The organism is Ensifer sp. ENS09, assembly GCF_014852425.1.
Lineage (GTDB): Bacteria > Pseudomonadota > Alphaproteobacteria > Rhizobiales > Rhizobiaceae > Ensifer.
In genome coordinates this window covers 266,296-288,554 of sequence record NZ_JACVBP010000003.1, presented here as the reverse complement: position 1 = coordinate 288,554, position 22,259 = coordinate 266,296, and the positions used below count along the sequence as shown (strand labels likewise).

General features: G+C 58.4%; 19 protein-coding genes and 2 pseudogenes. 12 read left to right on the top strand and 9 right to left on the bottom strand.

The window, feature by feature from the left end:
• The first annotated feature begins 16 nt into the window (after window positions 1-16).
• The 7 genes and pseudogenes from IB267_RS16370 to IB267_RS16340 all read left to right on the top strand — a co-directional run.
• Window positions 17-1,294, top strand: a complete 1,278-nt coding sequence (locus IB267_RS16370) for a pilus assembly protein TadG-related protein (RefSeq protein ID WP_192448556.1) — start codon at window positions 17-19, stop codon at window positions 1,292-1,294.
• A 243-nt stretch (window positions 1,295-1,537) separates the two neighbouring features.
• On the top strand, window positions 1,538-2,158 hold the full coding sequence (locus IB267_RS16365; RefSeq protein ID WP_192448555.1) for a pentapeptide repeat-containing protein: 621 nt from the start codon (window positions 1,538-1,540) through the stop codon (window positions 2,156-2,158).
• Window positions 2,159-2,698: 540 nt separating this feature from the next.
• Window positions 2,699-4,042: a hypothetical protein gene (locus IB267_RS16360; protein ID WP_192448554.1), complete on the top strand. Its 1,344-nt coding sequence runs from the start codon at window positions 2,699-2,701 to the stop codon at window positions 4,040-4,042.
• Window positions 4,043-4,485: 443 nt separating this feature from the next.
• Window positions 4,486-4,623: a hypothetical protein gene (locus IB267_RS16355; RefSeq protein WP_192448553.1), complete on the top strand. Its 138-nt coding sequence runs from the start codon at window positions 4,486-4,488 to the stop codon at window positions 4,621-4,623.
• Between the two features lie 286 nt (window positions 4,624-4,909).
• Window positions 4,910-5,479, top strand: a complete 570-nt coding sequence (locus tag IB267_RS16350) for a helix-turn-helix transcriptional regulator (protein WP_192448552.1) — start codon at window positions 4,910-4,912, stop codon at window positions 5,477-5,479.
• A 159-nt stretch (window positions 5,480-5,638) separates the two neighbouring features.
• The gene (locus tag IB267_RS16345) at window positions 5,639-6,835 is read left to right on the top strand and encodes an MFS transporter (protein ID WP_192448551.1); all 1,197 of its coding nucleotides are present in this window, start codon (window positions 5,639-5,641) and stop codon (window positions 6,833-6,835) included.
• A gap of 233 nt (window positions 6,836-7,068) precedes the next feature.
• Window positions 7,069-7,296: pseudogene (locus IB267_RS16340) on the top strand (ATP-binding protein); the annotation flags it as partial.
• Window positions 7,297-7,907: 611 nt separating this feature from the next.
• Here IB267_RS16340 and IB267_RS16335 read toward each other — a convergent pair.
• From IB267_RS16335 to IB267_RS16310, 6 genes are all read right to left on the bottom strand, one after another.
• On the bottom strand, window positions 7,908-8,441 hold the full coding sequence (locus tag IB267_RS16335; RefSeq protein ID WP_192448550.1) for a hypothetical protein: 534 nt from the start codon (window positions 8,439-8,441) through the stop codon (window positions 7,908-7,910).
• A 43-nt stretch (window positions 8,442-8,484) separates the two neighbouring features.
• Window positions 8,485-9,015, bottom strand: coding sequence for a hypothetical protein (locus IB267_RS16330; RefSeq protein WP_192448549.1), 531 nt, complete (start codon window positions 9,013-9,015; stop codon window positions 8,485-8,487).
• A gap of 93 nt (window positions 9,016-9,108) precedes the next feature.
• On the bottom strand, window positions 9,109-9,816 hold the full coding sequence (locus IB267_RS33320; RefSeq protein WP_371742549.1) for a hypothetical protein: 708 nt from the start codon (window positions 9,814-9,816) through the stop codon (window positions 9,109-9,111).
• A 356-nt stretch (window positions 9,817-10,172) separates the two neighbouring features.
• Window positions 10,173-10,745, bottom strand: coding sequence for a CYTH domain-containing protein (locus IB267_RS16320; RefSeq protein WP_192448548.1), 573 nt, complete (start codon window positions 10,743-10,745; stop codon window positions 10,173-10,175).
• Window positions 10,746-10,779: 34 nt separating this feature from the next.
• Window positions 10,780-11,559 carry a polyphosphate kinase 2 gene (gene ppk2, locus IB267_RS16315; protein WP_246810738.1) on the bottom strand — a complete coding sequence of 260 codons (780 nt, stop codon included), beginning with the start codon at window positions 11,557-11,559 and terminating at the stop codon, window positions 10,780-10,782.
• Window positions 11,560-11,758: 199 nt separating this feature from the next.
• Window positions 11,759-12,457, bottom strand: a complete 699-nt coding sequence (locus IB267_RS16310) for a VIT family protein (RefSeq protein ID WP_246810676.1) — start codon at window positions 12,455-12,457, stop codon at window positions 11,759-11,761.
• A 307-nt stretch (window positions 12,458-12,764) separates the two neighbouring features.
• On the opposite strand from IB267_RS16310, the gene IB267_RS16305 reads away from it, so the two are divergent.
• The 3 genes from IB267_RS16305 to IB267_RS33715 all read left to right on the top strand — a co-directional run bounded on the left by IB267_RS16305 (window position 12,765) and on the right by IB267_RS33715 (window position 16,213).
• Complete coding sequence (locus tag IB267_RS16305) at window positions 12,765-14,870, top strand: mechanosensitive ion channel family protein (RefSeq protein ID WP_192448546.1); 2,106 nt, start codon at window positions 12,765-12,767, stop codon at window positions 14,868-14,870.
• A 240-nt stretch (window positions 14,871-15,110) separates the two neighbouring features.
• The gene (locus tag IB267_RS33720) at window positions 15,111-15,587 is read left to right on the top strand and encodes a DUF2254 family protein (protein WP_256436947.1); all 477 of its coding nucleotides are present in this window, start codon (window positions 15,111-15,113) and stop codon (window positions 15,585-15,587) included.
• Window positions 15,509-16,213, top strand: a complete 705-nt coding sequence (locus tag IB267_RS33715) for a DUF2254 family protein (protein WP_371742548.1) — start codon at window positions 15,509-15,511, stop codon at window positions 16,211-16,213. Before IB267_RS33720 ends, IB267_RS33715 begins: the two co-directional genes overlap by 79 nt.
• Before the next feature lie 36 nt (window positions 16,214-16,249).
• Here IB267_RS33715 and IB267_RS16295 read toward each other — a convergent pair whose 3' ends face one another.
• A complete protein-coding gene (locus IB267_RS16295) occupies window positions 16,250-17,077 on the bottom strand; it encodes a MarC family protein (protein ID WP_246810675.1) in 828 nt (275 codons plus the stop codon).
• A gap of 541 nt (window positions 17,078-17,618) precedes the next feature.
• On the opposite strand from IB267_RS16295, the gene IB267_RS16290 reads away from it, so the two are divergent.
• Window positions 17,619-17,978 carry a hypothetical protein gene (locus IB267_RS16290; protein WP_192448545.1) on the top strand — a complete coding sequence of 120 codons (360 nt, stop codon included), beginning with the start codon at window positions 17,619-17,621 and terminating at the stop codon, window positions 17,976-17,978.
• Between the two features lie 347 nt (window positions 17,979-18,325).
• On the opposite strand, the gene IB267_RS33315 is transcribed toward IB267_RS16290, so the two are convergent.
• Both IB267_RS33315 and IB267_RS33125 read right to left on the bottom strand, forming a co-directional pair.
• The gene (locus IB267_RS33315) at window positions 18,326-18,667 is read right to left on the bottom strand and encodes a GNAT family N-acetyltransferase (protein WP_246810737.1); all 342 of its coding nucleotides are present in this window, start codon (window positions 18,665-18,667) and stop codon (window positions 18,326-18,328) included.
• A 243-nt stretch (window positions 18,668-18,910) separates the two neighbouring features.
• A pseudogene (locus tag IB267_RS33125) lies at window positions 18,911-19,942 on the bottom strand (zinc-dependent alcohol dehydrogenase family protein); the annotation flags it as partial.
• Window positions 19,943-20,277: 335 nt separating this feature from the next.
• Between IB267_RS33125 and IB267_RS16280 the strand changes: the two are divergent.
• Complete coding sequence (locus IB267_RS16280; RefSeq protein WP_192448543.1) at window positions 20,278-22,218, top strand: DUF3604 domain-containing protein; 1,941 nt, start codon at window positions 20,278-20,280, stop codon at window positions 22,216-22,218.
• Window positions 22,219-22,259: the final 41 nt, after the last annotated feature.

The window sequence follows — 22,259 nt, the reverse complement described above, 5'->3', positions numbered from 1 at the left end:
TTGCAAAGAAACTGCCATGAACATACTGAACCTGCCACTGATCAGGCGTTGCGCCTCGGCCCTGCTGAAATGTCGGTCCGGGAACTTCGGCCTCTTGGCAGCGCTTGTCGCTATCCCCCTCATTGCCGCCCTTGGCGTTGCGATCGATTTCGCAGCCGCGGTCAACCGCAAGGCCGCGATGCAAAGCGCTGCCGATGCCGCGGCACTTGCAGGAGCAGCAGCAAGCGCCGGTTCGGAACAGGAGATCGCGGCTGGGTTTCTCGGCGCCCATCTAAGCAGCAACGAAAAGCAGGATCTGAAGGAGCCTGCCAGCTGGGACCATCAGGTCACCGTCGAGCGTGACACGGTGGCGGTGGCCGTCAATGAGGACTACGAAACCGCCATCATGCATATGTTCGGCTTCCGGACGGTTCCGATCTCGGTCGCCGCAAAAGCCGCCCGAGGATCCGGCAGCTCGGCCTGCATCCTGATCCTCGATCCGAGCAGGGCCGATGCGCTGAAGATTATCAATTCGAACTCGGTCACCAGCGAATGCGGCTTCCAGGTGAACTCGTCTCATTCGCAACGTGCGTTCTACGCCGAAAACCAGGGGAAGTTCGCAGCACCGCTGATCGCCGTCACCGGCCAGTCGAAACTCTCCGGCCGGTTGATTTCGCCGCCGCCTGTCGACGGATCTCCCGTCGTGCCGGACCCCCTGGCCGGCATGCCCGAACCGGTATCGCCGAACGCCCCCTGTACTTCCCAAAGCCTGAAGACGATCAACAGCCAGGGCAAGTCGTCGCTCGAGCCAGGCGTCTATTGCGGTGGGTTGACCGTGAACTCCACGGACGAGTTGACGCTGAAGCCTGGCATCTACGCGTTCCGCCGTGGCGCCTTGACCTTGAACACATCGGCCAAGGTCGTCGGCAAGGATGTGCTTTTCTACTTCGAAGACGCGCAATCGCCGTTCTTTCTGAACGGCGCGGCGATCCTGCAGGTATCGGCACCGACCAGCGGCACGCATGCCGGCATCCTGATGTTCCAGGGCCGGCAGGCGAAGGACAGCAACGTCCAGTTCCGCATCAACACGTCTGCCGGAAGCTTCTATAATGGGGCGATCTACTTGCCTCATGCCGTGATCGACTGGAACGTCAGCGGCAGCCTCAATTCGGAATCGAAATTCACCGCGCTGATTACCAGGGTTCTGAACCTCTACGTGTCAGGAACAGCCTTCTTCAAGAAGCCGGCGGAAGATGGCAAAGATTTCGTTCCGAACGGCTTCGGCGGGGGAGGCGGCGTGCGGCTGGTGGAATAGCGTCGCCCGGCCGCCGGCGTTAGATCGGTGGCGCCCTCGCAATCGGCGCGAATGAGCAAAAGGTGGAAACGCACATTCCACCTTTTCTCGGCGAGCGAAACCAAAACCAGCCTCCGAAATTGTGCGCCACGGTGACTCCGTTCCCGTTCGTTTTCGCATTGCCAAACATGGCTAAGACCGAAATGCTCGGCGGCGACGCAACGAAAGGCGGCTCGCTTCGTGCAGGGCCCCAGATGGATGGATATGGCTGAACGACGATACGGCGAAGCGCCGCCCAAGACCGACAGCACGATCGCGAGCGCCGACTGGTATGGTCGCCAGATCGAGCGGGAGCGGTACGACAACACGCTGTTCGTCGACCTCGACCTGACAGAGGCGCAAACCGTCGGCGTGGTGTTTCACGAATGCACCTTCCGGCGCGCCCGGTTCAACGCCTCATCACACCAGGCGAGCGCCTTCGTGAATTGCACGTTCGTCTCCTGCAAGTTCTTCGACAGCCGCTTTAAGGAGTGCAAGTTCGTCGGCAGCATGTTCGACGCCTGCGAGTTCGACCAGATGCAGGTGACCGGCGGCGACTGGTCCTTTACCGGCTTGCCAGGTGCCGCACTCGGCCGGGCATCCTTTAAGGAAACGCGACTGCGGGAAGCGGACCTGACCGGCGCCTCCTGCAAAGGCCGCTCGCTCAGGGACGTCGATCTCTCCGGCGCCTGGCTGCATGGGGCCGATTTCACCACATGTGACCTCAGGGGCAGCGACCTCACCGCCTTCGATCCCGAAAACGTCCTCCTCAAGGACGCCATCATCACGATCGACCAGACGATCGTCATCGCCGAAGCATTGGGCCTCGACGTCAGGCGAAAGTGAGAGTCGCACCTGTGTGTGACCACCTGCTCACCGGTTGCGGCTTCGCTTCGGCGGCCTTCCGCCTTCCATCTCGGCTTGAACGTAAATGCCATCGTACTGTCAACGGCGCACAGCAAGCTGGTCACGGTGGCGCAAGGGCAAGATCGGGTCGAGGGTGTCGAATTCTTCGGCACGATGAGAATCACTCCGGCCGCAAGGTCGCGGTTCGGCAAAACGATCTGTGGCGCTAGCGGCTCTGAGCCCCTGCCGCCTTGGCCAAGCGAGGTGGAATACCTGGTCCGCTTGCCGCATTTTTGAGGCAAGCCAAGCCTGCTCATCACCCGGCAGAAATCGCGTCAAAACGCTGAAAAGCCAGGCGGAAGGATCGATCGTTCCAGGCTGCTCAGGGGCTGGAATGGAAGCCGCTGCCGTTCCGCTCCGCTCACGGTTTGAATTGTAACGACACTTAATGTCACTTCCCACTTGCCGCCAATCAGTGCAGTGGTTCATCACGTAGTTTTTTTGGTTGCTCCGCGACCCAGCCTTGTGAGAACCGGCAATATGAAAAAACCGACCCCTCTGACGCACTTCCCGCGGACGAACATTTTCCGTGCAGGCGATGTTTTCGTTCTGTTTGGTGAGCTGTTCGATCGGGGCTATGCCACGCATCTGGTTGACCAAGCCAAGAAGGCCGGCATGGAAATTGTCGGGATCACGGTTGGCAGACGAGACGAAGCCAATGTCCTGCGGCCCCTGAACGCCGAGGAACTTGCGGCGGCCGAAGCCCGGCTCGGCGGCAAGATCATCAACGTGCCGATCATGGCCGGCTTCGATCTTGACGCGCCTGAAGGCGAGCCCACTCCAACCGACCTTCTCGCGAAGATGACGCTCGAGACCTGGGAAGACGAGAAGCTCGACTGGTCGCACATCGAGAAATGCCGTGACGCCGGCGTCGAGCGCTTCAAGAACGCCCTTTCTGAGGTCATGAGTGTCCTCGACGGCATGATCGCTGATGGCAAGAATGTCTTCTTCGCACATACCATGGCCGGCGGCATCCCGAAGGCCAAGGTGTTCATGGTCATCGCCAATCGCGTCTACAAGGGACGTGGCGCGCGGCACATGTCGTCGCAAACGCTCCTCGACAGCGATTTGGGCAAGCTCATCCTGCAGAATTTCGACGAAGTATCGGCCAACACGTTCCGACACCTAATCGACCTGAGTGCAGCCATCCGGGCGCGCATCGAGGCTTCCGGAGGCCAGGTGCGTTATTCGGCATTCGGCTATCACGGCACGGGTATTCTCGTCGCCAACGAGTATCGCTGGCAGACCTACACCAACTACACCCAAGGCTACGCCAAGATGCGCCTTGAGCGCATCGCCGAGGATGCCTGGAACAACGGCATCAAGGCGACGGTCTACAATTGCCCTGAAATCCGCACCAATTCGTCCGACGTGTTTGCCGGTATCGAGTTGCCCCTCATTCCGCTTCTGCTCGCGCTGAAAAAAGAGGGCGGGGGCGAATGGGTCGCCAAGCAATGGCAGGCCTGCCAGGATCTCCTGGCAGATGGCTTCACCGTCGAGGACGTCTTGCAGAAGATTTCCGATATGCAGACGAGCGAAGTGATGCGGCCGTTCTACGACTTTTCGTCCTGGCCGATGCCCAACAACCCGGGTCAGTCCGACCTGACGATCGGGACCTCGAGCGAGATCACGGCGATGCACAGGGATGGCAAGACGCTGATCTCCGATCTCCTGAGCCGTCTGGTCGTCGAGGCTGTTGGGCAGCTCATCTTTGGTGAGAGCTCGGCGCCATCGGCTCCTGTTCTGTGGCTCAACCACGATATCGTCGCGCGCACGCTGATCCAGAACAAAGGGTCAGCTAACGACGCTCTCGAAGCGGCCTGAGCGCGACGAAGCGGGCGGCCATCTGCATCTCTTCTTAAGTCGTATTCGGTTGCGCGTCTGATCAGGCGCGCAACGCTATCGCTGTCCGTGACATCAGGTAGTATTGGCGGTGTCGGTCGTCAGTTGAGCCCGACGACGCGCGACGATTGCAACCGCTTGGCCAGCGCCTTGGGCGCCCCTCGGCGTCCAGGGCAACCAGCGTCTTACATGCCAGCCGATCCAATTTAGCGAGCGCTTCGGTCTTCGTCGTGGCGGCTGCGGCCACTTCTCTCGTAAATATTGGCAGTTAAGAAGTAGGGTGCGCTGAGAGTCAGAATGTGCGCCTTTGTCTCGATATCGTGATCGTTCGGATACAGGGTTTGGTTGAAAGTCGTGTCGTCGCCGGGTTGTCCGGGCGTTTACCTGTGACTATGTGTGTGACAACCAAGAAAGGATCAAACCCAATGCGTATCGCCACAGTCTTGCTCGTACTCTCCGCGCTTGCCGGATGCTCCCAGACCGGCGGCGGTGCGAGCAGCGTCAGACAGGATTACTACGGTGGCGACGGCGGTTTTTATGCGGGCGCGGTTGCACCGCGCTGAAGCAGCGCTGACGGGAGCTGTCTGAGCCCTGACAGCAGATGACGGCCGATCAGGCGATTTGCCCAGTACGAAGCATCGCCTGATCTTCAGCCGTAGTGGCGCCGAACATCTCCGGGCCGCCAAGAAAATCGATCGAGATCCAGCTTCCCCCCCTGGAGACCCCGTTGGCACCCCGTCCTTCCCGTTAAGTCAGCTCTCTGTCCTTCAGAGCCTCAGGTCGCTGTTGACATCTGACCAAGCGTCCTTGCTATTCGAGAGGCGAGGGGGCCATTGTCGCGAGGAAGATATGGAGCTCGATCTGAAGATTTGCGCTTTGCCGCTCGGATGCCGGCTTCGACGCTTCCGCAGGCTGAAGCAGATCAAGCAGGAGACGCTGGCGGCGGATCTTGGCGTGTCGCAGGGTCTGCTGTCGCGGTGGGAAGCGGGCCGGCATGAGCCTTCGGCAAAGGCCCGGACTCGGGTCGAAAGGCTACTGGAGCGGCACGAGAGCGTCGGGATGGACCTGACCTTGCGGCGGCTCATCGAAACAGCGCCGTTTCCGGTTCATCTTGTTTGCGACGATACGCATGCGCTTTTGAGCGCGTCACCGGCGAGACAAGCCCAGTGGCGGATCTCCGCGGCGTCCTTCTTCGGCGTCTCGCTCTGGCGATACGCGACGGCGGAAATCATCGAGAGAGAGCTTCAACTGCAGGGACTCGGCTGGTTTGAAGAAGTCTGGTCGGGCGCCATACAGTTCACGACCGATGGCAGCGACGACCCCGATATGCCGATCCCCCCAAGCATCATCCGATGGGAACGAGTAGGGATTTCCGACGGGCGCGTCGGTCGCCTCGTAACCAGCGTCGGTCCTGTCTGAGACGCGAATATTTCATTCGTTGTCCAAGCTGTGCAGCCCTTGTTAGCCTGAAGCGACCACGAGTTGCCCTGAACCACCGTCCCGCAAAACCCGGCGGGCAGGGCACCTGCACTCCAGATCCCATCGGTCACGATCAAACGGCCAAGAGCACCCCAGACAATGACAAATTCGCGTCGCGCCATCACGTTTTCCCTTCTCATCCTCTGCGCAACGTTGTCGCTGGCAGGGACGGACCTCATCTTGCCGGCTGTCCCGCAATTGCCTGAAATCTTCGGCACCGACAGGGCGACCGCGCAGCTGGTGCTTGCCGCCTATGTCGGCGGTGGCGGTCTCGGCCTGCTTCTCTATGGGCGCTTGGCGGATCATTTTTCGCGCAAGGCGCTGCTCTTGTCTTCGCTTGGCGCATTTGCGGCCGCCTCGCTCGCCTGCGCCTTCTCGCCGGACATCACGGCACTGATCGCGCTGAGGTTCATTCAGGGTGTGGCGTCTGCGGCAGCTCCTGTCTTTGGCCCGGGGTTGATCCGCCAGCTGTTCACCGACAAGGCGGCGGTGCGCGCAATCGGGTTCCTTGGCAGCGTGGAATCGCTGGTGCCGGCGCTTGCGCCCATCTTCGGCGTGCTGCTCCTCTCGCATTTCGGATGGCAATCGTCGTTCGAGCTGTTGGGTGTTTTGACACTGCTCGCCGCGGTGCTCATCCTCGTGCTCGGGCTGCCCCAGGAGGAAAAGACCTCCGATATGCGCGGCAGCTATGGGCAACTGCTTACCGATCGCATCTTCATGCGCTACGCGCTCAGCCAGGCCCTGACGCTCGGCGGGCTTCTCACCTTCGTCTTCGGCGCGCCGACGGTCATCGTCGCGTCGATGGGCGGCTCGCTCAACGACTTCATCATCATGCAGGTGATCAACATTTCCGGGTTCATCATCGTCGCCAATCTCACCGCCCGGATCGCCGAACGTTTTGGCGCTGAAAACGTCATCCTGACCGGCACCGTCATGGCAGCCTTGAGTGCCCTTGCGCTGCTCGCCTATGGGCTCACGGGCGGCACCAACACGCTGATTTTGCCTCTATTGTTTACGCCCATGGCGATCGGCTTGGGCCTTCGTGGCCCCATCGGCTTCTATCGCGGCATCCTTGCCTCGGGCGCCAACAATGCGCGCGGATCGGCGCTGATCGTCTTCTTCATCTTCATGATCACGACGCTCGGAACCGTCATCGCCGCCCCCATCATCGCAGCCGGACTCGCGGCCCTCGCATTCGTCGCCACGGCCATCCACCTTCTATCGGTGGTCCTCCTAATCCTTCTTCCGGCGATGCCGGAGCCCACACGCGAGGCCGCCGGCGCATCTAGGCTATAGGCAGTGTCGATCGCAACGGTCATTGAGAGGAGACTGCAAGGCGACGGGTCCCAGACCGCGGGCAGCATTCCGAACCAGATGAGCGCTCCCTTGAACGGCTAATATAAATCGGCGAATCTCCAAGGACGTGCCGGTATACGCCTTAGCGCATGCCACTGATATCCACGTGTCGCTCAAGCGCGCCCCCAAGTTTTCGCGCGACCGCTTGGGAAGCCAAATTGTCATCAGTGATCAGGCTTATTGCCGTCCTCACGACAAACCTCAGTTTCAGCGAATGGGCCATCGTCTTCGGCGATGCCAAGATGACTACGGCGCTGCTGGACCGGCTCACGCACCACTGCCACATCCTGGAAACCGGAAACAACAGCTTCCGCTTCAAAAACAGCTCCGCGCACGAGCCCAAAACGACAAAGGAGAAACCGAGGAACTTGACCACTACCACAGACCCGAAACATACCTAACAGGTGGGTCAATTCTCGGTGGAAACGCCTCAGTTCTCAGTGGTAATCAACAGGCTGTGTATAAAACGCTGCCTGTGTTGCGAGTGCAGCTTTAATCGAGGCGATCAGTCCGCAAGTCTCTGCCGTGCCATCGCCTCGGCTATTCATGTGGGGCGGAACAAAGACCATTTGAGACTGCTCTAAATTCCAACGCACTAATGTGCTAGATGTTCCGAGCGTGTTGCCCCTTTACGGTCAGCCATCTCCCCGCCGTAGGCATGATGCGCGAAACTCACAAAGCACAATGCGACGCACTTCCACCGGCCAATCCATCACGTCTGCAAGTTCGCGCCCGGTCCAGCCAGCAGCTTTCCCATATGGACACATTGTTGAAACATCTGAGATCGCGATCGATATGTCGTGAGAAAGTAAGGAACCGAGCCCCCCTTGGCGGCTACCAGCCGCAACGAACCGGACGTGGGCCAGCCGTAGCGAACGCGAAGGCCGCTTAAGACCGAATGGAGGTTGCGCTTTACGGCGCGAAGCGCTTCAACGCCAAGGACAGGCTGCTGGGATTGAATATCGAAGGGAGATGTCGCTCGGGCCCGGAAGAACACAGAGCCGGACGCGTCCTAGTTTGCGCTGAACCGCTCAAGCATCTGCAAAAGCAAGGCATTTTCCTGCCTAAGTCGCCGAGCCAGAAGCTCTTTCAATCTGCGATTTTCTTCTTCGAGCGCAGCGAGTGCGTCGGCGGCAACTGGTACGGCCGTTGCCACCATCTTGCTTCGTGCACGGCGCACTATCCGCGCCGCACGCGGTCGTTTCGCAAGCTGAGACACCTCGGCCGGAGGAACTACGTTGACTTGCGAGCGTGAAGCGGCTTCAGAGTGAGCCGGCAGAACGGCGACTTCTTCCGATCCGGTAAGGCCGGCGATTGCCAAACCACCGCCGGCTGAGCCGCCATCATGATCAGAGCCCTCGGCGCTCAGTGGCGCTGGTGCGGCGTCGGCTTGACCGACCGTTTCAAAGAGATGCGGCGCTTGGCTCTCAGCCTCGCGCGCCAACGCCTTCAAGTCGGTATCGCCCCATATCGAGGCGGGTCGGACTGCCGAGCGCCGGCGAGACGGCTTCACTTCGACGATAAACTTTCGCTGCTGTGGTTTCATCGGAATCCAAGGTCGGGAGCGCGGCAGGCCTGGGCGGAACCCGTCAAAACCGCTCAAGCATTTTCTTGAGCTGAGCGTTCTGCAAAGCCAGTTTTTGTCCCAGTTGCCGCCTTAGTTGTCTGATGTCCTCGTCCAGCGCTGTAACCTCATCGGCAAAAGCGATCGGCACGCGGGGCTTGGAGTTCCCGACCTCATACGCGACACCGTCAGCGGACGCAACGTTTTGAGCCTTCGATTTGCTCGGTTTGTGCCGTCTGGAGAGTTTTCGGCGAGGTGGGACCACTGCTTCAGTGGCGCGAGCCGGCTCAGACGCAACAGACGCGATTGCTTGATCGTCACGGATTTCAACAGCGAGGCTGACCGTTTCTCCGGCAACGGGATCGGTTTCGACCGCAACCAGCGCCGTCTCGACAATCGCTGCCGTCCCATCGGACGTTGAAGCGGCGATTGGGTCTTCCATCGGCATAGGGGGCTCAGTCGGCCTTTCGGGCGCAGCTTCCGGCATGCGCTCCGGCTGTTCGACGGCTCTGCCTCTCGATGCCAGATCAACCAAGAACTTCCATGGTGATTTCATGATGCCTCGTCACCCGGACCTATTCCAAGCTCGTATCTAAACGACGCGATGACAAAGGCCGACCGCATGAACGATCGGCGTTTCACCGCGTGATCAGTTAAGCCCGAGCCGCTTCTTCAGATCGGCGTTTTCGGCACGCAGTTTATCTGCGAGTGCCTTGCGCAGCCGCGCATTTTCTTCCTCCAGCTGAAGAAGGTCCGCAATCTCGTCGAGGACCGTACCCGTCGATCCTGCCGACGGCTTCGACGCGGTCTCCTTTCCAATGCCTTTGGTGGCAGCCTTTGCCCTTGTTTTGACGGTAGGCGCCGCCTGGTTTGCCGCCTTCGCCTCAACCGGGGCTTCCTTGCGCTTGCGGCCCCTCTTGGCGGCCGGTGCAACACTTGCCTCTGCTGTCGTTGCATCCATAGCTACTTTTTTTGCCCGCGGTCCGCGCTTCTTGGGCACGGGCACGTCCGCCGGCGTAGTCGCTTCCACGGTCGCGACCGTTCCAACCGGGTTGATTTCTTCTGCCATGATTTTTCCCTCTCCAGCTCTAAAGCGACTTTTCCGACGAGCGAAGCCAGGTGTCAATGAGTACTTCGGCAAACGCGCTCGGGGCTCTGCCAATACTAATGCAAAATTGCGCGAAGCCGTCCATTCGTCTGCAGCACAGACCGCTTGCCAGAAGCGAGTTTCTTTACAACGCGAGACCTTGGCGCGCAGCACCGCCAGATCCATTTTATCGCGGCGCAGTGGCAATATTCCGTTCTTGCCTACCTCATGTTCCTGTTTTTCATTCCCCGCGATCGACATGGTGGCCAAGGGGGCGACTTCTCGTCCCGTATCGGCGGCATCCGCATTGTGTACCGCGAGGGCGTCGAGGCCCCGTGCAGCGCTATTCGATGCATTCCAGGAGATGCGAGCGGATCCGATTTCAAACTCGGCGACATCGCTTGGTACGGATACACAGCCTTGGCGAGGCAACCGCCGGGAGATTGGAAAAGCGCTCAACGGAGCGGGGAACGGATTTTCGACGCCCGCGGCATCGAGTTGCCGTTCCCTGACCAGACGATCTAATTCGGCGCTGACAGCAATGGGGAGGCGTCTCCTGCGATTTTCGCTATGGAAGCCCCGAAACCTGAACGGGCGTGTTGACAAATAACGCGCGAGTTCCCTTCTTATGTGACTTTCAGGCACGTCTCAGCGCTTATCCCTACAGCAATTTGGCGACCCAACATTGGATCCACTTTATGTCTGTAAAGTCCTGACTTCATCGCGCAGGGCGGGGTCAGGCCTGATGCGTGCGGCCGCCCCTTTATGAGTCTCCGGCTTGAATAGAGCTCATTCCCGGTGATTTCAGGACCAAGCCATTCTGGCAAAGAGGGAGTATCCTTGACGTCGTCGAGTTCGACTTCTGCAACAACAAGCCCACGACTTTGACCTGAATAGACGTCGACTTCCCGGATGTAGCCATTTACCTCGTAACGCGTCTTTCGAAGAAAGTCGCGGGTAAGCCCGAACATCTCCTGCGCGTCGCAATAGGGTATATCATATTCGTATTCTTCACGCCGATTGCGGCTGGTTCGGATCTTGACTGTGAGCTTAGCGTGTCGGCCCTCGATCGTGCGAATACGCACAGTTTGACGTCGCGTTGCCACCAGATAGATTTGTTGCAGAAAAGAACCCTCGGAGGCATGTTGCCGCCAGCCATCGTTGGCGACAAGAAATTTTCTCTCAATCTCCGCTGTCATTTCTTAATCTCCGGCAAACGATTGGCGCGCTTGCTTACAAGACGCTAGGCACATAATGGCGCACATGCGGGCTTTCAGCATAGTCATTGGGTCGCTTCTGACGTTTTCCCAAGTCTGGTTCATCGAACTTCACCTTCTCGTAGGGGATGACGGAAAGGATGTGAGAAATACAGTTGATGCGCGCCCGCTTCTTGTCGTCGGATCGAACAATCCACCAGGGGGCGTATTCCGTGTCGGTCATCCGGATCATCTCATCGTAAGCAATACTGTAGTCCCACCAGCGCTGATAGGATTCGACGTCCATTGGACTGAGCTTCCATTGGCGAAGCGGATCGCCGATGCGCTGACGGAAGCGGCGCTCCTGTTCGTCCTCGCTGACATCGAGGAAGTACTTGAGCAGTATGATACCGCTCTCGACGATGGCAGCTTCGAAACGTGGCGCGAGCTCGAGAAAGCGCCGTGCCATCTCTTCGCTGCAGAAGCCCATGACACGTTCAACCCCTGGCCGGTTGTACCAGGAACGATCGAATATGACGATTTCGCCAGCCGCGGGCAGATGCGGTATATAGCGCTGGATATAGATCTGGCTTTTCTCCCGATCGGTCGGCGCCGGCAAGGCAACCACGCGGAACACGCGCGGACTGACGCGCTCGGTTATGCGTTTGATCACCCCTCCTTTTCCCGCGGCATCGCGCCCCTCGAAGATGATAACAATGCGTGCCTTTGACTTCTTCACCCAAGCCTGCAGATGTGCGATCTCCACCTGTAGCCGACGCAATTCCTTTCCATAGTCAGCAACCGCTGCGGAGCTCATCCGCTCGCCGGAATTTGCGTTCTCAAGCGCTTTGCGCACATCCCTGCCATGTTTCGCCGTTTTGTCCTTGTTCTTTCCTTTACCGTTCTTTGACATGGGGACCCATTCCTCCCTTGAAAGCCGTATGCAGGAACATCGAATACTTGGTGGCCGGCGGCGGATTGCGGCGCTGATTCCTAAAGCCTGGCGCAGCGGAGCCTCATCCGCCCAGCACCAAGGCTATCGCCACCATCCCCAGACCCACCGCAACCATCAAAAGCCCAATGCGCAGCGGCGCTCCCGCATGACGCCCCAGGGTATAGCCGGTGATGAATAGCAGTCCGATCGCGATCCCATTGGAAACGCGCAGAGCGCTTGTGACATCGCCTATGAAAAAGAAGGGGGCGACGACTGGAAAGGTGAGCGAAAAAACGAGCACGAAGACAGCAAGGGCGACGACGAAGTCTTGCGCCTGAATTCCAACGCGCGTTTTGTCGGCAGACAGACTATTCAGATGCAGCCGGATCCGCTCGAAGTCGCTAGCACAGAGCGCTGGCAGGACCAGAGGCGGTAGGGCGCCTTCTATGACCGATCGCGCGATCGATGGGCTGGCTGCCGTTTGAACTGCCTCAACGGTTTTTTTCGAAAGTCGGCGCTCAGCGGTCGAACTCATCAAAAACATCACCGCGTCAATAATCCCCCATGCCAGGTTACAGCTGAGCGCCCCTACGATCATCGCCTTGACATCCGCGCTGCCAGCTTGAGCGACACCAAGCGAGCCTGTGAATGTCATCACCATGATCAGGCCGAAAAGAATCTCAGCTGCGCGGTCGACAGGATCTAGAACGCGTCGGAACGGCGACGTGCTCTTGGGTGTTGCAATGGTATCGCTGACCGTTTGTCTGCCGCCGTCCTTCATCGCGAGCCTCGACCGTCAAAACAGCGCTAATGCCACCAGAGTTTTAGTTATCTCTACTATGCCAGCGCCGCTGCGCGCTTGAATTGATCCGCGTCAATGTCCGATCTCGGTTTTCGAAATATTTAGAGAACACTTGCGGTGCGGCCGTCGGTCCCCGTGTTTTGGCCGTGACGCTGATCGCTACGACCGAACACGGTCGAAGTAAACGCCGCCCACCTCGACTGCCGACGCCCCGTCCAACGGTTTCAGTTCACGAACGATCCAAGTCCTGCCGATGGGGCGCGACAACAATTCAGGTACGTTGAATATGAAGGCGATTGTGTCCAGTTTTTCGTGTCCCTGGCGTCTCTGGATTACCCCTATTGCATTGGTTGCCCTTTCAGTTGCACCCGACATCTCGTTTGCAGCAACCAGTCCATCAGCGGGGGTAACGGACCTGCCGCCTGAGAAAGTCCGACAGTTTCTCGATCTTGCAAACAACCCGGAGGTCAAGTCGTGGCTGGAGGGTAAGGTCGCTGTGCAGGCTCCAGCCGCGGAAACTTCGATTGCGGACGCGATCTCCGATTGGGGAGCAGCCGTTAGGGGCAGAGTTGCCGCTGTCGTCGGTGCAATCGATCGAGTGCCAGACGAGATCGCGAATTCTTCTGCAGTATTTGTGCGTGACGTAAACGCAGGCAAGCCCGGACTCGTCCTAATCATCTTTGGGGCCTTGCTTGCGGTAGGCTTTGGCGCCGAGCGGCTAATCTTGCGTGTGCTCGCTAGGCGCAACACAGACTGGTCGAGCGTGGACCCGGTACGGGCGACCATGTTGCACGCCGTCGCTCTGGTCACCTTCTCCCTGGCGACCACTGGTCTTTACCTGTTGTTCGATTGGCCCCCCCTACTTGGCAAGACGATCCTGCTGCTGCTTGTCGCGTTGATACTGTTTCGATTGATCCACGGCATCGGCCGATTGCTGCTGGCTTTTGACGGCGTTAGCGAAGATCCCGAAAATCTTTCATCCATCTCTCAAGTCGATACAGTCGCTCAGTTCTGGCTTTGCCGTATCGATCTCGTCGCCGGTCTTACATTGGCCGGATGGGTCGCTGTGAACGTGATGTCCTCATTGGGCTTTTCCGCGGAGATTACAAAGCTCGCCGCATTCGTGCTCGGGTTAGGCATCCTTGGAATCGGGACTGAGACGGTTTGGCGGCGGCCAAGGGGGACCACCTCCGTCATCGTACGATCGCTGCTGTCTGTGTACATGGTACTTCTCTGGCTTGCTTGGGTCGGCGGACTTCTCGGCCTGCTGTTTGTCGGTATCTATTCCCTGGTCCTACCTGGTGTTATCCGCAGCGTCGGCCGCTTGGCCCAAACCCTGGCAAGCCGAGCGCAATTGCGTGGAGCTCTCGGGATCCTGTTGAACGTGGTGATCGTTAGAGGCGCTCGTGCGCTGGTGATCGCCGCAGCTGTCGCGTGGCTTGCCTATACGTGGCGATTCAGTGCAGCGGCTCTGGCCGGTAGCGAAGTCGGCCAGGTTGTGGTCAATGGCGCGTCGAACGCGATCGTCATCCTGCTTGTGGCAGAGTTGATTTGGCAGTCGTCCAAGGCGCTTATCGCCTATCGTATGGAGCTTGCGGAACAATCAAACGATGCAGGAAACAATCCGGCCCGAACCGACAGATTGCGGACCTTGCTTCCTATCTTTCGCAACACGTTGGCGGTCCTGATCGGTGTGATCTCCATTTTGACGATCTTGTCTGGATTGGGCGTCCAGATTGCACCCTTGCTTGCCGGTGCCGGCATATTTGGTGTTGCCATCGGATTCGGCTCGCAGACCCTGGTAAAGGACGTCCTGAGTGGCGTCTTCTACATGCTGGACGACGCATTTCGCGTTGGCGAGTACATCCAAAGCGGCAGCTACAAGGGAACTGTCGAGTCGTTCAGTCTGCGGTCCGTACGTTTGAGGCATCACCGCGGACCTATCTTCACCGTCCCGTTCGGAGAACTTGGCGCCATTGAGAACATGAGCAGAGACTGGGTGATCGACAAAATGACAATCAACGTCACTTACGATTCCGACATAGAGCTGGCTCGCAAGCTCATAAAGAAGGTCGGTCAGGAATTGGCCGCGGACCCTGAGTTCGCGGCAGACACATTGCAGCCCTTGAAAATGCAGGGCGTCGATAGCTTCGGCGACTTCGCGATCGTGCTCAGGCTCAAGCTCATGACCAAACCCAACGCGCAGTTTGCCATCAAGCGGCGCGCCTTCATGATGATCAAGAAGGTGTTCGATGAAAATGGCATCAAGATCGCTGTGCCGACAGTCCATGTGGAAGGAAGTGGTGAATCTGCGGCTGCTGCCGCTCATCAGATTCAGCAATCGGCAAAAGCGGCAAAGGTTGCCGAAGCGGCGGGCCAACCCATGTCCTGAGGAAATCGCTCAAGACCTTGCGTAGCCGCCGCACGCTCGTCGGCCCAAGGGAGGGCATGACAAAAGATGAGCTGGAACAAGCTGTATTCACTCAAGAGCTACGTGCGCGCCTCCTTGTGGATTATCCCATTTTTTGCGCTCATTGCGCAGCAGGCATTTTTTCGTGCTGTTCTTAGCTCCGAGGAATGGATACGCTGGATCCCGGCTTGACCCTTGGGAATCGATGGCACGGTTGCTGCAATGCAGGCGATCATAAGCCTGGCGCTTTCGTTTCTCGTTTTCACATTCGGCTCACTGCTTGTGGCGATACAAATCGCCAGTGGGCAGCTAACGCCGCGGATCATCGCGACGACGCTGCTGCGAGACAATGTTATCCGGTTTACCGTCGGCTTGTTTATTTTCACGCTGCTGTTCGTCATCGGCGCGATAAGTCGCGTGAACTCATCGGCCCCAGCCGCCATAGTGTGGATCTCGGCCGCCCTCGGCGTCCTCTCGCTGGCGGCATTTCTCTACTTGATTGATCATTCAGCTCGATTGCTGCGTCCAATCAGCATCATTCACAGTGTCGCCGAGCAAGGCTTCACCGTCATCGAAAGCGTTTATCCTGAACGCTGGAGGGAGAGTGTGGGGCCCTGCAGGTGCGAGATGTTCCCGGAAAGGCGGATGAGGTCGTCTTACACGCCGGCTCATCAGACATCATTCTTGCTGTGGACGTAAAATCCCTGCTGAGCCAGGCCTCGCGGGCAGACGGTGTCGTCGAGCTTGCCGCACGCGTCGGCGACTTCGTAGCCTGTGGCCAGCCGTTGCTCCGGCTATATGGCGGCGCCAGGACAATCTCCCCCAGCGAACTTAGCAGCAGCGTTGCGTTTGGGCGTGAGCGAACCATCGAGCAGGACCCGACTTTCGCTTTCAGGGTCATTGTCGATATTGCCACGAAGGCGCTCTCCAAAGCGATCAACGACGCTACGACAGCGGTGCTGGCAATCGACCAACTGCATCGCCTACTGACCACGGTTGGTGGACGCGATCTGCGCAATGAGTATCTGCGTGACGGAGCCGGACGCCTGCGGGTGATATTTCCGACACCGGACTGGGAAGACTTCGTCCAGCTCACGTGTCGCGAGATCAGGATCTATGAAGCAGACAACCTTCAGATCGCGAGGAGGCTTCATGCCATGATCGACAACCTTGAAAACGTACTGCCCGAGAGCCGGAAACAGGCCTTGCGGACTGAGCGCGATCTGCTCGATCGAATGATCGACAAGGCCTACCTCCTGCCTGAGGACGCCGCTTTGGCGCGCATCGCCGATACGCAGGGTTTGGGAGGATCGGTGAACGAGTAACTGCAGTGAAGCATCAGGCAGATCAGCGAGAAATGTTCACCATTCAATCATGTTGAAGCTATGGAGGATGATTTGAAGTCCGAGCGCTGCTTGGGTGACACCGAGCACCACTGCCAAAACCTGAAGCGAGGTCCCGACCCATTTTAGTATGGCATCGGCGAAGAGCATCGCAAGCCAATCGAGCGCAAGGATCATCAATACGATAGCAGCCACGGTCAGGCCTTCAGCTTGGCGATTGCCTGCAAGCGTTGAAAAGACGATGACCGCGGCGATCCCGTAAGGTGTGACGATCGTTGGAAAAGCTAGAGGCGAGAAGGCCAGTTTCATGTCCGGCGCGCGGTCTGGTGCAAGAGCGTGATCCGTTGGACTTGCTGATTGCTGTAGAATGGTTCGCAGCGCCACCAGGAAAAGAATGACACCACCGGTCATGGCTAGAACCGGCAACGAAATCTCAAAGTTCTCAAGCATGGTGCGCCCAAGAAGGCCGGCAACCGCCAGTGCGCCGGCGGAGAAGAATATTGCTCTTTGGATGGCTCTGCGTCGAAATGCGGGCTCCCATGTCTTGGTTATCGTCACAAACGGTACCAGGATCTTGATCGGGCCAAGCATAAGAAAAAGCATCAAGAATACTTTTCGCGCACCAAATTCGACCTCCGGCAACGCTACGTCATATGTCGCTTGCGCAAAAGAATGAGCTGGAAAGCAAGCAAGAATTACCAACAGTGCGGTGAAAAACTTGGAACAGTGCAAATAGCGCCGTCGCAATGTCTCAACCAAGCGAGTATCCTGTCTGCTTGATGCTGCAAAAATGGCTATGTGTTCGTGCAGGCACATCATTTTTGGCCATTCCACAGTCAAGGGCATCGCCATTCTCCCGGAAGCGGACCCGATAGATCCGCAGCTTTCACCGATGGATCAGACGGCGCTTGAGCCGGCGGCACGAAGGCTGAACCGGTTCGTCTTCCCGCTCACGGCCTGGATCTTCGTACCTCCGTCAGAAAGGTTGCAGCAATTCGTCGCAAAACGCATTGATTTCCAACAAACTTGCCGCCCGGCGGTCCTGCGATGATCCCCGACGACAGGCTCTGTCCATTCAAAGTCTGCCCCAGAGTGGCGTGCGCTACGGCGATGACAAGCAACCGTGCCTCGGGAATGCCGCGGTTGGTTGATCCCGGCGAACACCGAAAGTTGTTGTATCCGAGACAGCTACTTGCACTTGACATCATGCTTATCGACCGCTGTCGGAAGAGCCATTGCACATCCTGACTGAGTATTGACGCAGCGCAAGGACGCCGTCTCATTCTGGAGGTAACTTGAGATTTATTGATACGATTGCGGTGAGCCCAACACGCGAAGCAAATCCGCGTCTTGCGCCGCAAACATCCAACAATTGATGGAGGATCCCATGGACACGGCGAAATGCGCATATGCAGCAATTACGGCGGTGCTCTTATCAACCAGTCCGACCCTGTCCCTCGCTCAACAGCCTCCGGCCGAGAACCGAGATGAACAACCCGCCTACGAAATGATGCCCGGGGCGATGATGGGCGGAGGGTGGAACCGCTTCAGGGGCTACATGCGGCCGGGCATGATGCACGGTCCTATGATGAAAATCATGTTTGCCGTTGCCGACGTCAATGGCGACGGCGCGCTGTCCTTCGACGAAATCACCGCGATCCATAAGCGGATCTTCGACGCTGTCGATGTGAACAAAGACGGAAAGGTAACATCCGAGGAAATACAGGGCTTCATGCGCGATCAATAAAGTCAGACGATGTCCATTCGAATGCCGCCGGGCATGCATTGTCATGCCAAAGTAGCAGCCGTGGGCGAAAATCCGCACAACCTGGCGTTTGGACACGCTAACGTGTCCGCTATCGTCTCGAACTTTACTCCATGCACCAGAGCGCGGCCAGGATGTGGCAGTCCGCTGTGAACTGCACTCGCGATGGGGGGCGGGCTCTGATGGCCCGCCCTCTCTCCGCAATTCGGGTTGAAGTTTGCATAGCGATGTAGGTTCGCATAGCGACTGCGCTCCGGCCGCAAGCCATTTTGCCTACCCGCTGAGACCCACAATTTCGAAGGCGCCGCCGACTAACAGGCTGCTGCGCACTAGCCTTGTCGCAAATCCTTGCGAATGAGGACGACGATCGGATCATCCTCATAGGGAATTGCCACGAAACCTTGTTCCTGTTCGAGTTCGATCGCCTCATGGTTTGCTCGACTTTCGAGCGATTCTAGGGACTTGGCGCCCGACGCTTCCGCAAATCGAGCGACATGGCGCAGCAACTCCCAAGCGACGCCCATATGTTTGTGTTCAGCACGAACGGAGATCGCAACTTCTGCCCTTTCCGTCGAAGCGTCGCGGGCTACCATGGCGGTGGCGATGATCTTCTCACTATCATCACCGAATGCGAGGAAATTTTCGGTCAGGCGGTGATCGACATTTGTCATCGAAAGGAGACGCTCGCGGCTGACCTCCCTGACCCCACCGAGAAAGCGGAAGCGCAAATCTTGCGGCGTTAGATGGGTGAAAAACTCGGCCAAACGTACGTCGTCTTCAGGACGAACAGGACGGACATGGAGGACAAGACCGCTCCGCGTGATAAGATTGCAGCTCCAAACGTCTGTTGCAGTCGAGTTCTTGGTCTGCTGTTCTGTCGTAACGACTGCCTGCAGACTTTGAGCAAAATCCGTCTCGATTATCACCTTAAGCGCTTTCGTGCGCGCGGCATTCCCGAAGGTCTCATATGCCTCGCTAATCTGTCTGAGATTGAAGCGATGTGTAATGAGGTCCTTGGGATCGATTTTTCCAGATTGTACGGTTCTTAAAAGCAATGAAGTTGTTGCCGCATCGACTAGTCGCGTCGTGATCTTGACGTTTCTTGACCAGAGCGTCTCCAGATGCAAATCGGCCTTGGCGCCGTGGACGCCTATATTCGCGATTACGCCCCCGGGTGCGACGATGTCCTGGCAGAGTTGGAATGTGGCGGGGATCCCAACCGCCTCGATCGCAGTATCGACACCCTTTCCCTGTGTCAGCCTCATCACTTCTCGCGAGGCAACGTCACCACTCGCCTGTATTGTCTGTGTCGCACCGAAACGGCGTGCAACTGTGAGGCGGTTCTCGTCAACGTCGATCATAATGAGTTCGGCTGGTGAGTAGAGTTGCGCCGTTATCAACGCCGCCAATCCGATCGGCCCGCAGCCGACTATGGCAACCGTCGCACCCGGCTCCACCTTGCCGTTGAGCACGCCGCATTCGAAGCCGGTTGGAAGAACATCGCTGAGCATAACGAGCGCCTCTTCGTCAGCACCTGTTGGAATCGGGTAAAGGCTGGTGTCGGCATGCGGAATGCGGACGTATTCGGCTTGGGTACCGTCGATGGTGTTCCCGAGAATCCATCCGCCAGAGGTACAGTGGGAGTACATTCCGCGGCGGCAGTAGTCGCATTTGCCGCAAGACGATATGCAGGAGATCAGGACGTGGTCGCCCTTCTTGAACTGGCTCACCGCGACCCCTGTTTCTTCCACGATACCCACACCCTCATGACCGAGAATACGGCCGGCTGCGCAACTCGGCACGTGTCCTTTGAGAATATGCAGATCCGTCCCGCATATCGTCGTCCTCGTGATTTTCACAATGGCGTCGGTGGCAGCAACGATCGTCGGTATCGGCCGCTCCATGAGCGACTTGCGTCCCGGTCCTTCATAGACGAGCGCCTTCATCAATTTCTCCTTCGCAAGCTGGGGTCGAAAACATCTACGATTGTGCGCGCGCCGCCGGAAACCTGCTTTGACGCCAGTCAAAGTTCAAACGAACGGCGCACATGGCGCGGGAATTGGAACCGACATTTCCTTTAGCCGGGCAGTGGACCGCGGCCTTGCAAGTTATGGACGCTCCCTCGAGTACTAAGGTGGCATTAGCGCGCAACAAGGCGTCGCCAGCGATCCGGCCAGCGTGATTTTGATCGGCGTCAAAGTCGTGATTGCCCCTGTGTGAGATCGTTGAAGGTGGAGAGCCGGGCTTTCGCGATACGATCGTGCCGGCATGGAGGGTAACAATGAAAAACACCTCTGCGAAATTCATCCTCGCAAGTGTGCTGAGCCTTGGTCCAGCACTCCCGGCGATAGCGCAGGAACATGGAGACACCGGTACGTTGGATGTGGCCAAAGCCGAAAAGGCTTTCGCCAGAAAACCCCTCTATTCGCCGTATGCGGGTCGCAGTTTTCCGACCCGCCCCCTGTTCGGCGACACGCATCTTCACACCGGAGCCTCATTCGACGCCGGAGCCTTTGGCGCGCGGTTGACCCCTCGCGATGCCTATCGTTTTGCCCGTGGCGAGGAGATCATGGCGTCGAGTGGTCAGCCGGCGAAGCTGTCACGTCCACTGGACTTCCTTGTGGTCGCCGATCATTCTGACAATATGGGCATGTTCCCAGACCTCTTTGCCGGCAAGCCGGACGTCATCGCCGACCCGCAGGCCAAGAGCTGGTACGATATGATCACGTCCGGCCAGGGCGCAAAAGCCGCGCTGGAGATCATCTTCAGCTTCGGCAAGGGGACCTTGCCGCCGTCGATGATCTATGGACCCGACACGCGCCCTTACAAGAATGCCTGGCAGGATACGATCAAGGCGGCCGAAGAATACAACGAGCCCGGCCACTTTACCGCTTTCATCGGCTACGAATGGACCTCGAACACGGCCGGCAACAACCTGCACCGCAACGTCATCTTCCGCGACAATGCCGACAAGGCGAGCCAGGTCGTACCCTATACGACGCTAAAACCGCTCGGTAGCGACAACCCGCGCGACCTGTGGAAGTGGATGCAGGCCTACGAGGACAAGACCGGCGGCAATGTGCTGGCGATCGCACACAACGGTAACTTGTCCAACGGGCGCATGTTCCCAATGATCGAGTCCTTCACTGGCAAACCTGTGGACAAGGACTACGTCGAGCAACGCTCCCGCTGGGAGCGCCTCTATGAGACGACCCAAACCAAAGGCACCGGCGAGGCGCACCCGGCGCTTTCGCCCAATGATGAGTTCGCCAGCTTCGAGATCTGGGACTTCGGCAATCTCGATGCCAGCGAGCGCAAGACACCCGAGATGCTCGAATTCGAATATGCGCGCTCCGCCCTCAAGAATGGCCTGAAGCTGGAAGCTCAGCTTGGCACCAACCCATACAAGTTCGGGCTGGTGGGCAGCTCGGACTCCCATACAGGTCTGGCGGCTATGGAAGAAGACAACTTCTTCGGCAAGACGACCCCGCAGGAACCTAGCCCTGAACGGCTGACAGCGACCTTCGTAAAGGACGCCAAGACCAAGATCACGGTGATGGACTGGGAAGTCGGGGCATCCGGTTACGCGGCCGTATGGGCACAAGAGAATACCCGCGATTCCATTTGGGACGCCATGCAACGCAAGGAGACTTATGCGACGACTGGGCCGCGCATGCTCGTGCGCTTCTTCGCCGGCTGGGACTTCGAACCGGCCGATGCCGAAGGCCGCAATCCCGGGGCTATCGGCTATGCCAAGGGCGTGCCGATGGGTGGCGACCTGACGAAGGCGCCCGAGGGCAAGGCACCCACATTCCTCGTCGCCGCGCTTCGGGACCCGATCGGCGCCAATCTCGACCGCTACCAGATCGTCAAAGGCTGGCTCGACGGCAATGGCGAGACACATGAACAGGTCTATGACGTCGCCTGGAGTGCGGGCCGCAAGCCGGGCGCGGACGGCAAGGTCCCATCGGTCGGTGATACGGTCGACGTCGCAAACGCCACATGGACCAATACGATCGGCGCGCCCGAACTGATCGCGGTCTGGAAGGATCCCAAGTTCGACCCGAACCAGAAGGCGTTCTACTATGGCCGCGTCCTTGAGATCCCGACCCCCCGTTGGACGGCCTATGATGGCAAGCGTTTCGGAACGAAGGCGCTCGAAGGCACGCGCATGACTGTGACAGAGCGCGCCTACACCTCGCCGATCTGGTACACGCCGTGAGCCGGAAAACGGACCACGACCCGTGGGCGGGTGCACGAGGT

Coding starts and splice junctions, on each gene's coding strand:
- IB267_RS16370 (WP_192448556.1), top strand. CDS start 17: ATGAACATACTGAACCTGCCACTGATCAGGCGTTGCGCCTCGGCCCTG.
- IB267_RS16365 (WP_192448555.1), top strand. CDS start 1,538: ATGGCTGAACGACGATACGGCGAAGCGCCGCCCAAGACCGACAGCACG.
- IB267_RS16360 (WP_192448554.1), top strand. CDS start 2,699: ATGAAAAAACCGACCCCTCTGACGCACTTCCCGCGGACGAACATTTTC.
- IB267_RS16355 (WP_192448553.1), top strand. CDS start 4,486: ATGCGTATCGCCACAGTCTTGCTCGTACTCTCCGCGCTTGCCGGATGC.
- IB267_RS16350 (WP_192448552.1), top strand. CDS start 4,910: ATGGAGCTCGATCTGAAGATTTGCGCTTTGCCGCTCGGATGCCGGCTT.
- IB267_RS16345 (WP_192448551.1), top strand. CDS start 5,639: ATGACAAATTCGCGTCGCGCCATCACGTTTTCCCTTCTCATCCTCTGC.
- IB267_RS16335 (WP_192448550.1), bottom strand. CDS start 8,441: ATGAAACCACAGCAGCGAAAGTTTATCGTCGAAGTGAAGCCGTCTCGC.
- IB267_RS16330 (WP_192448549.1), bottom strand. CDS start 9,015: ATGAAATCACCATGGAAGTTCTTGGTTGATCTGGCATCGAGAGGCAGA.
- IB267_RS16320 (WP_192448548.1), bottom strand. CDS start 10,745: ATGACAGCGGAGATTGAGAGAAAATTTCTTGTCGCCAACGATGGCTGG.
- ppk2 (WP_246810738.1), bottom strand. CDS start 11,559: ATGAGCTCCGCAGCGGTTGCTGACTATGGAAAGGAATTGCGTCGGCTA.
- IB267_RS16310 (WP_246810676.1), bottom strand. CDS start 12,457: ATGAAGGACGGCGGCAGACAAACGGTCAGCGATACCATTGCAACACCC.
- IB267_RS16305 (WP_192448546.1), top strand. CDS start 12,765: ATGAAGGCGATTGTGTCCAGTTTTTCGTGTCCCTGGCGTCTCTGGATT.
- IB267_RS33720 (WP_256436947.1), top strand. CDS start 15,111: ATGCAGGCGATCATAAGCCTGGCGCTTTCGTTTCTCGTTTTCACATTC.
- IB267_RS16295 (WP_246810675.1), bottom strand. CDS start 17,077: ATGCCCTTGACTGTGGAATGGCCAAAAATGATGTGCCTGCACGAACAC.
- IB267_RS16290 (WP_192448545.1), top strand. CDS start 17,619: ATGGACACGGCGAAATGCGCATATGCAGCAATTACGGCGGTGCTCTTA.
- IB267_RS33315 (WP_246810737.1), bottom strand. CDS start 18,667: ATGACAAATGTCGATCACCGCCTGACCGAAAATTTCCTCGCATTCGGT.
- IB267_RS16280 (WP_192448543.1), top strand. CDS start 20,278: ATGAAAAACACCTCTGCGAAATTCATCCTCGCAAGTGTGCTGAGCCTT.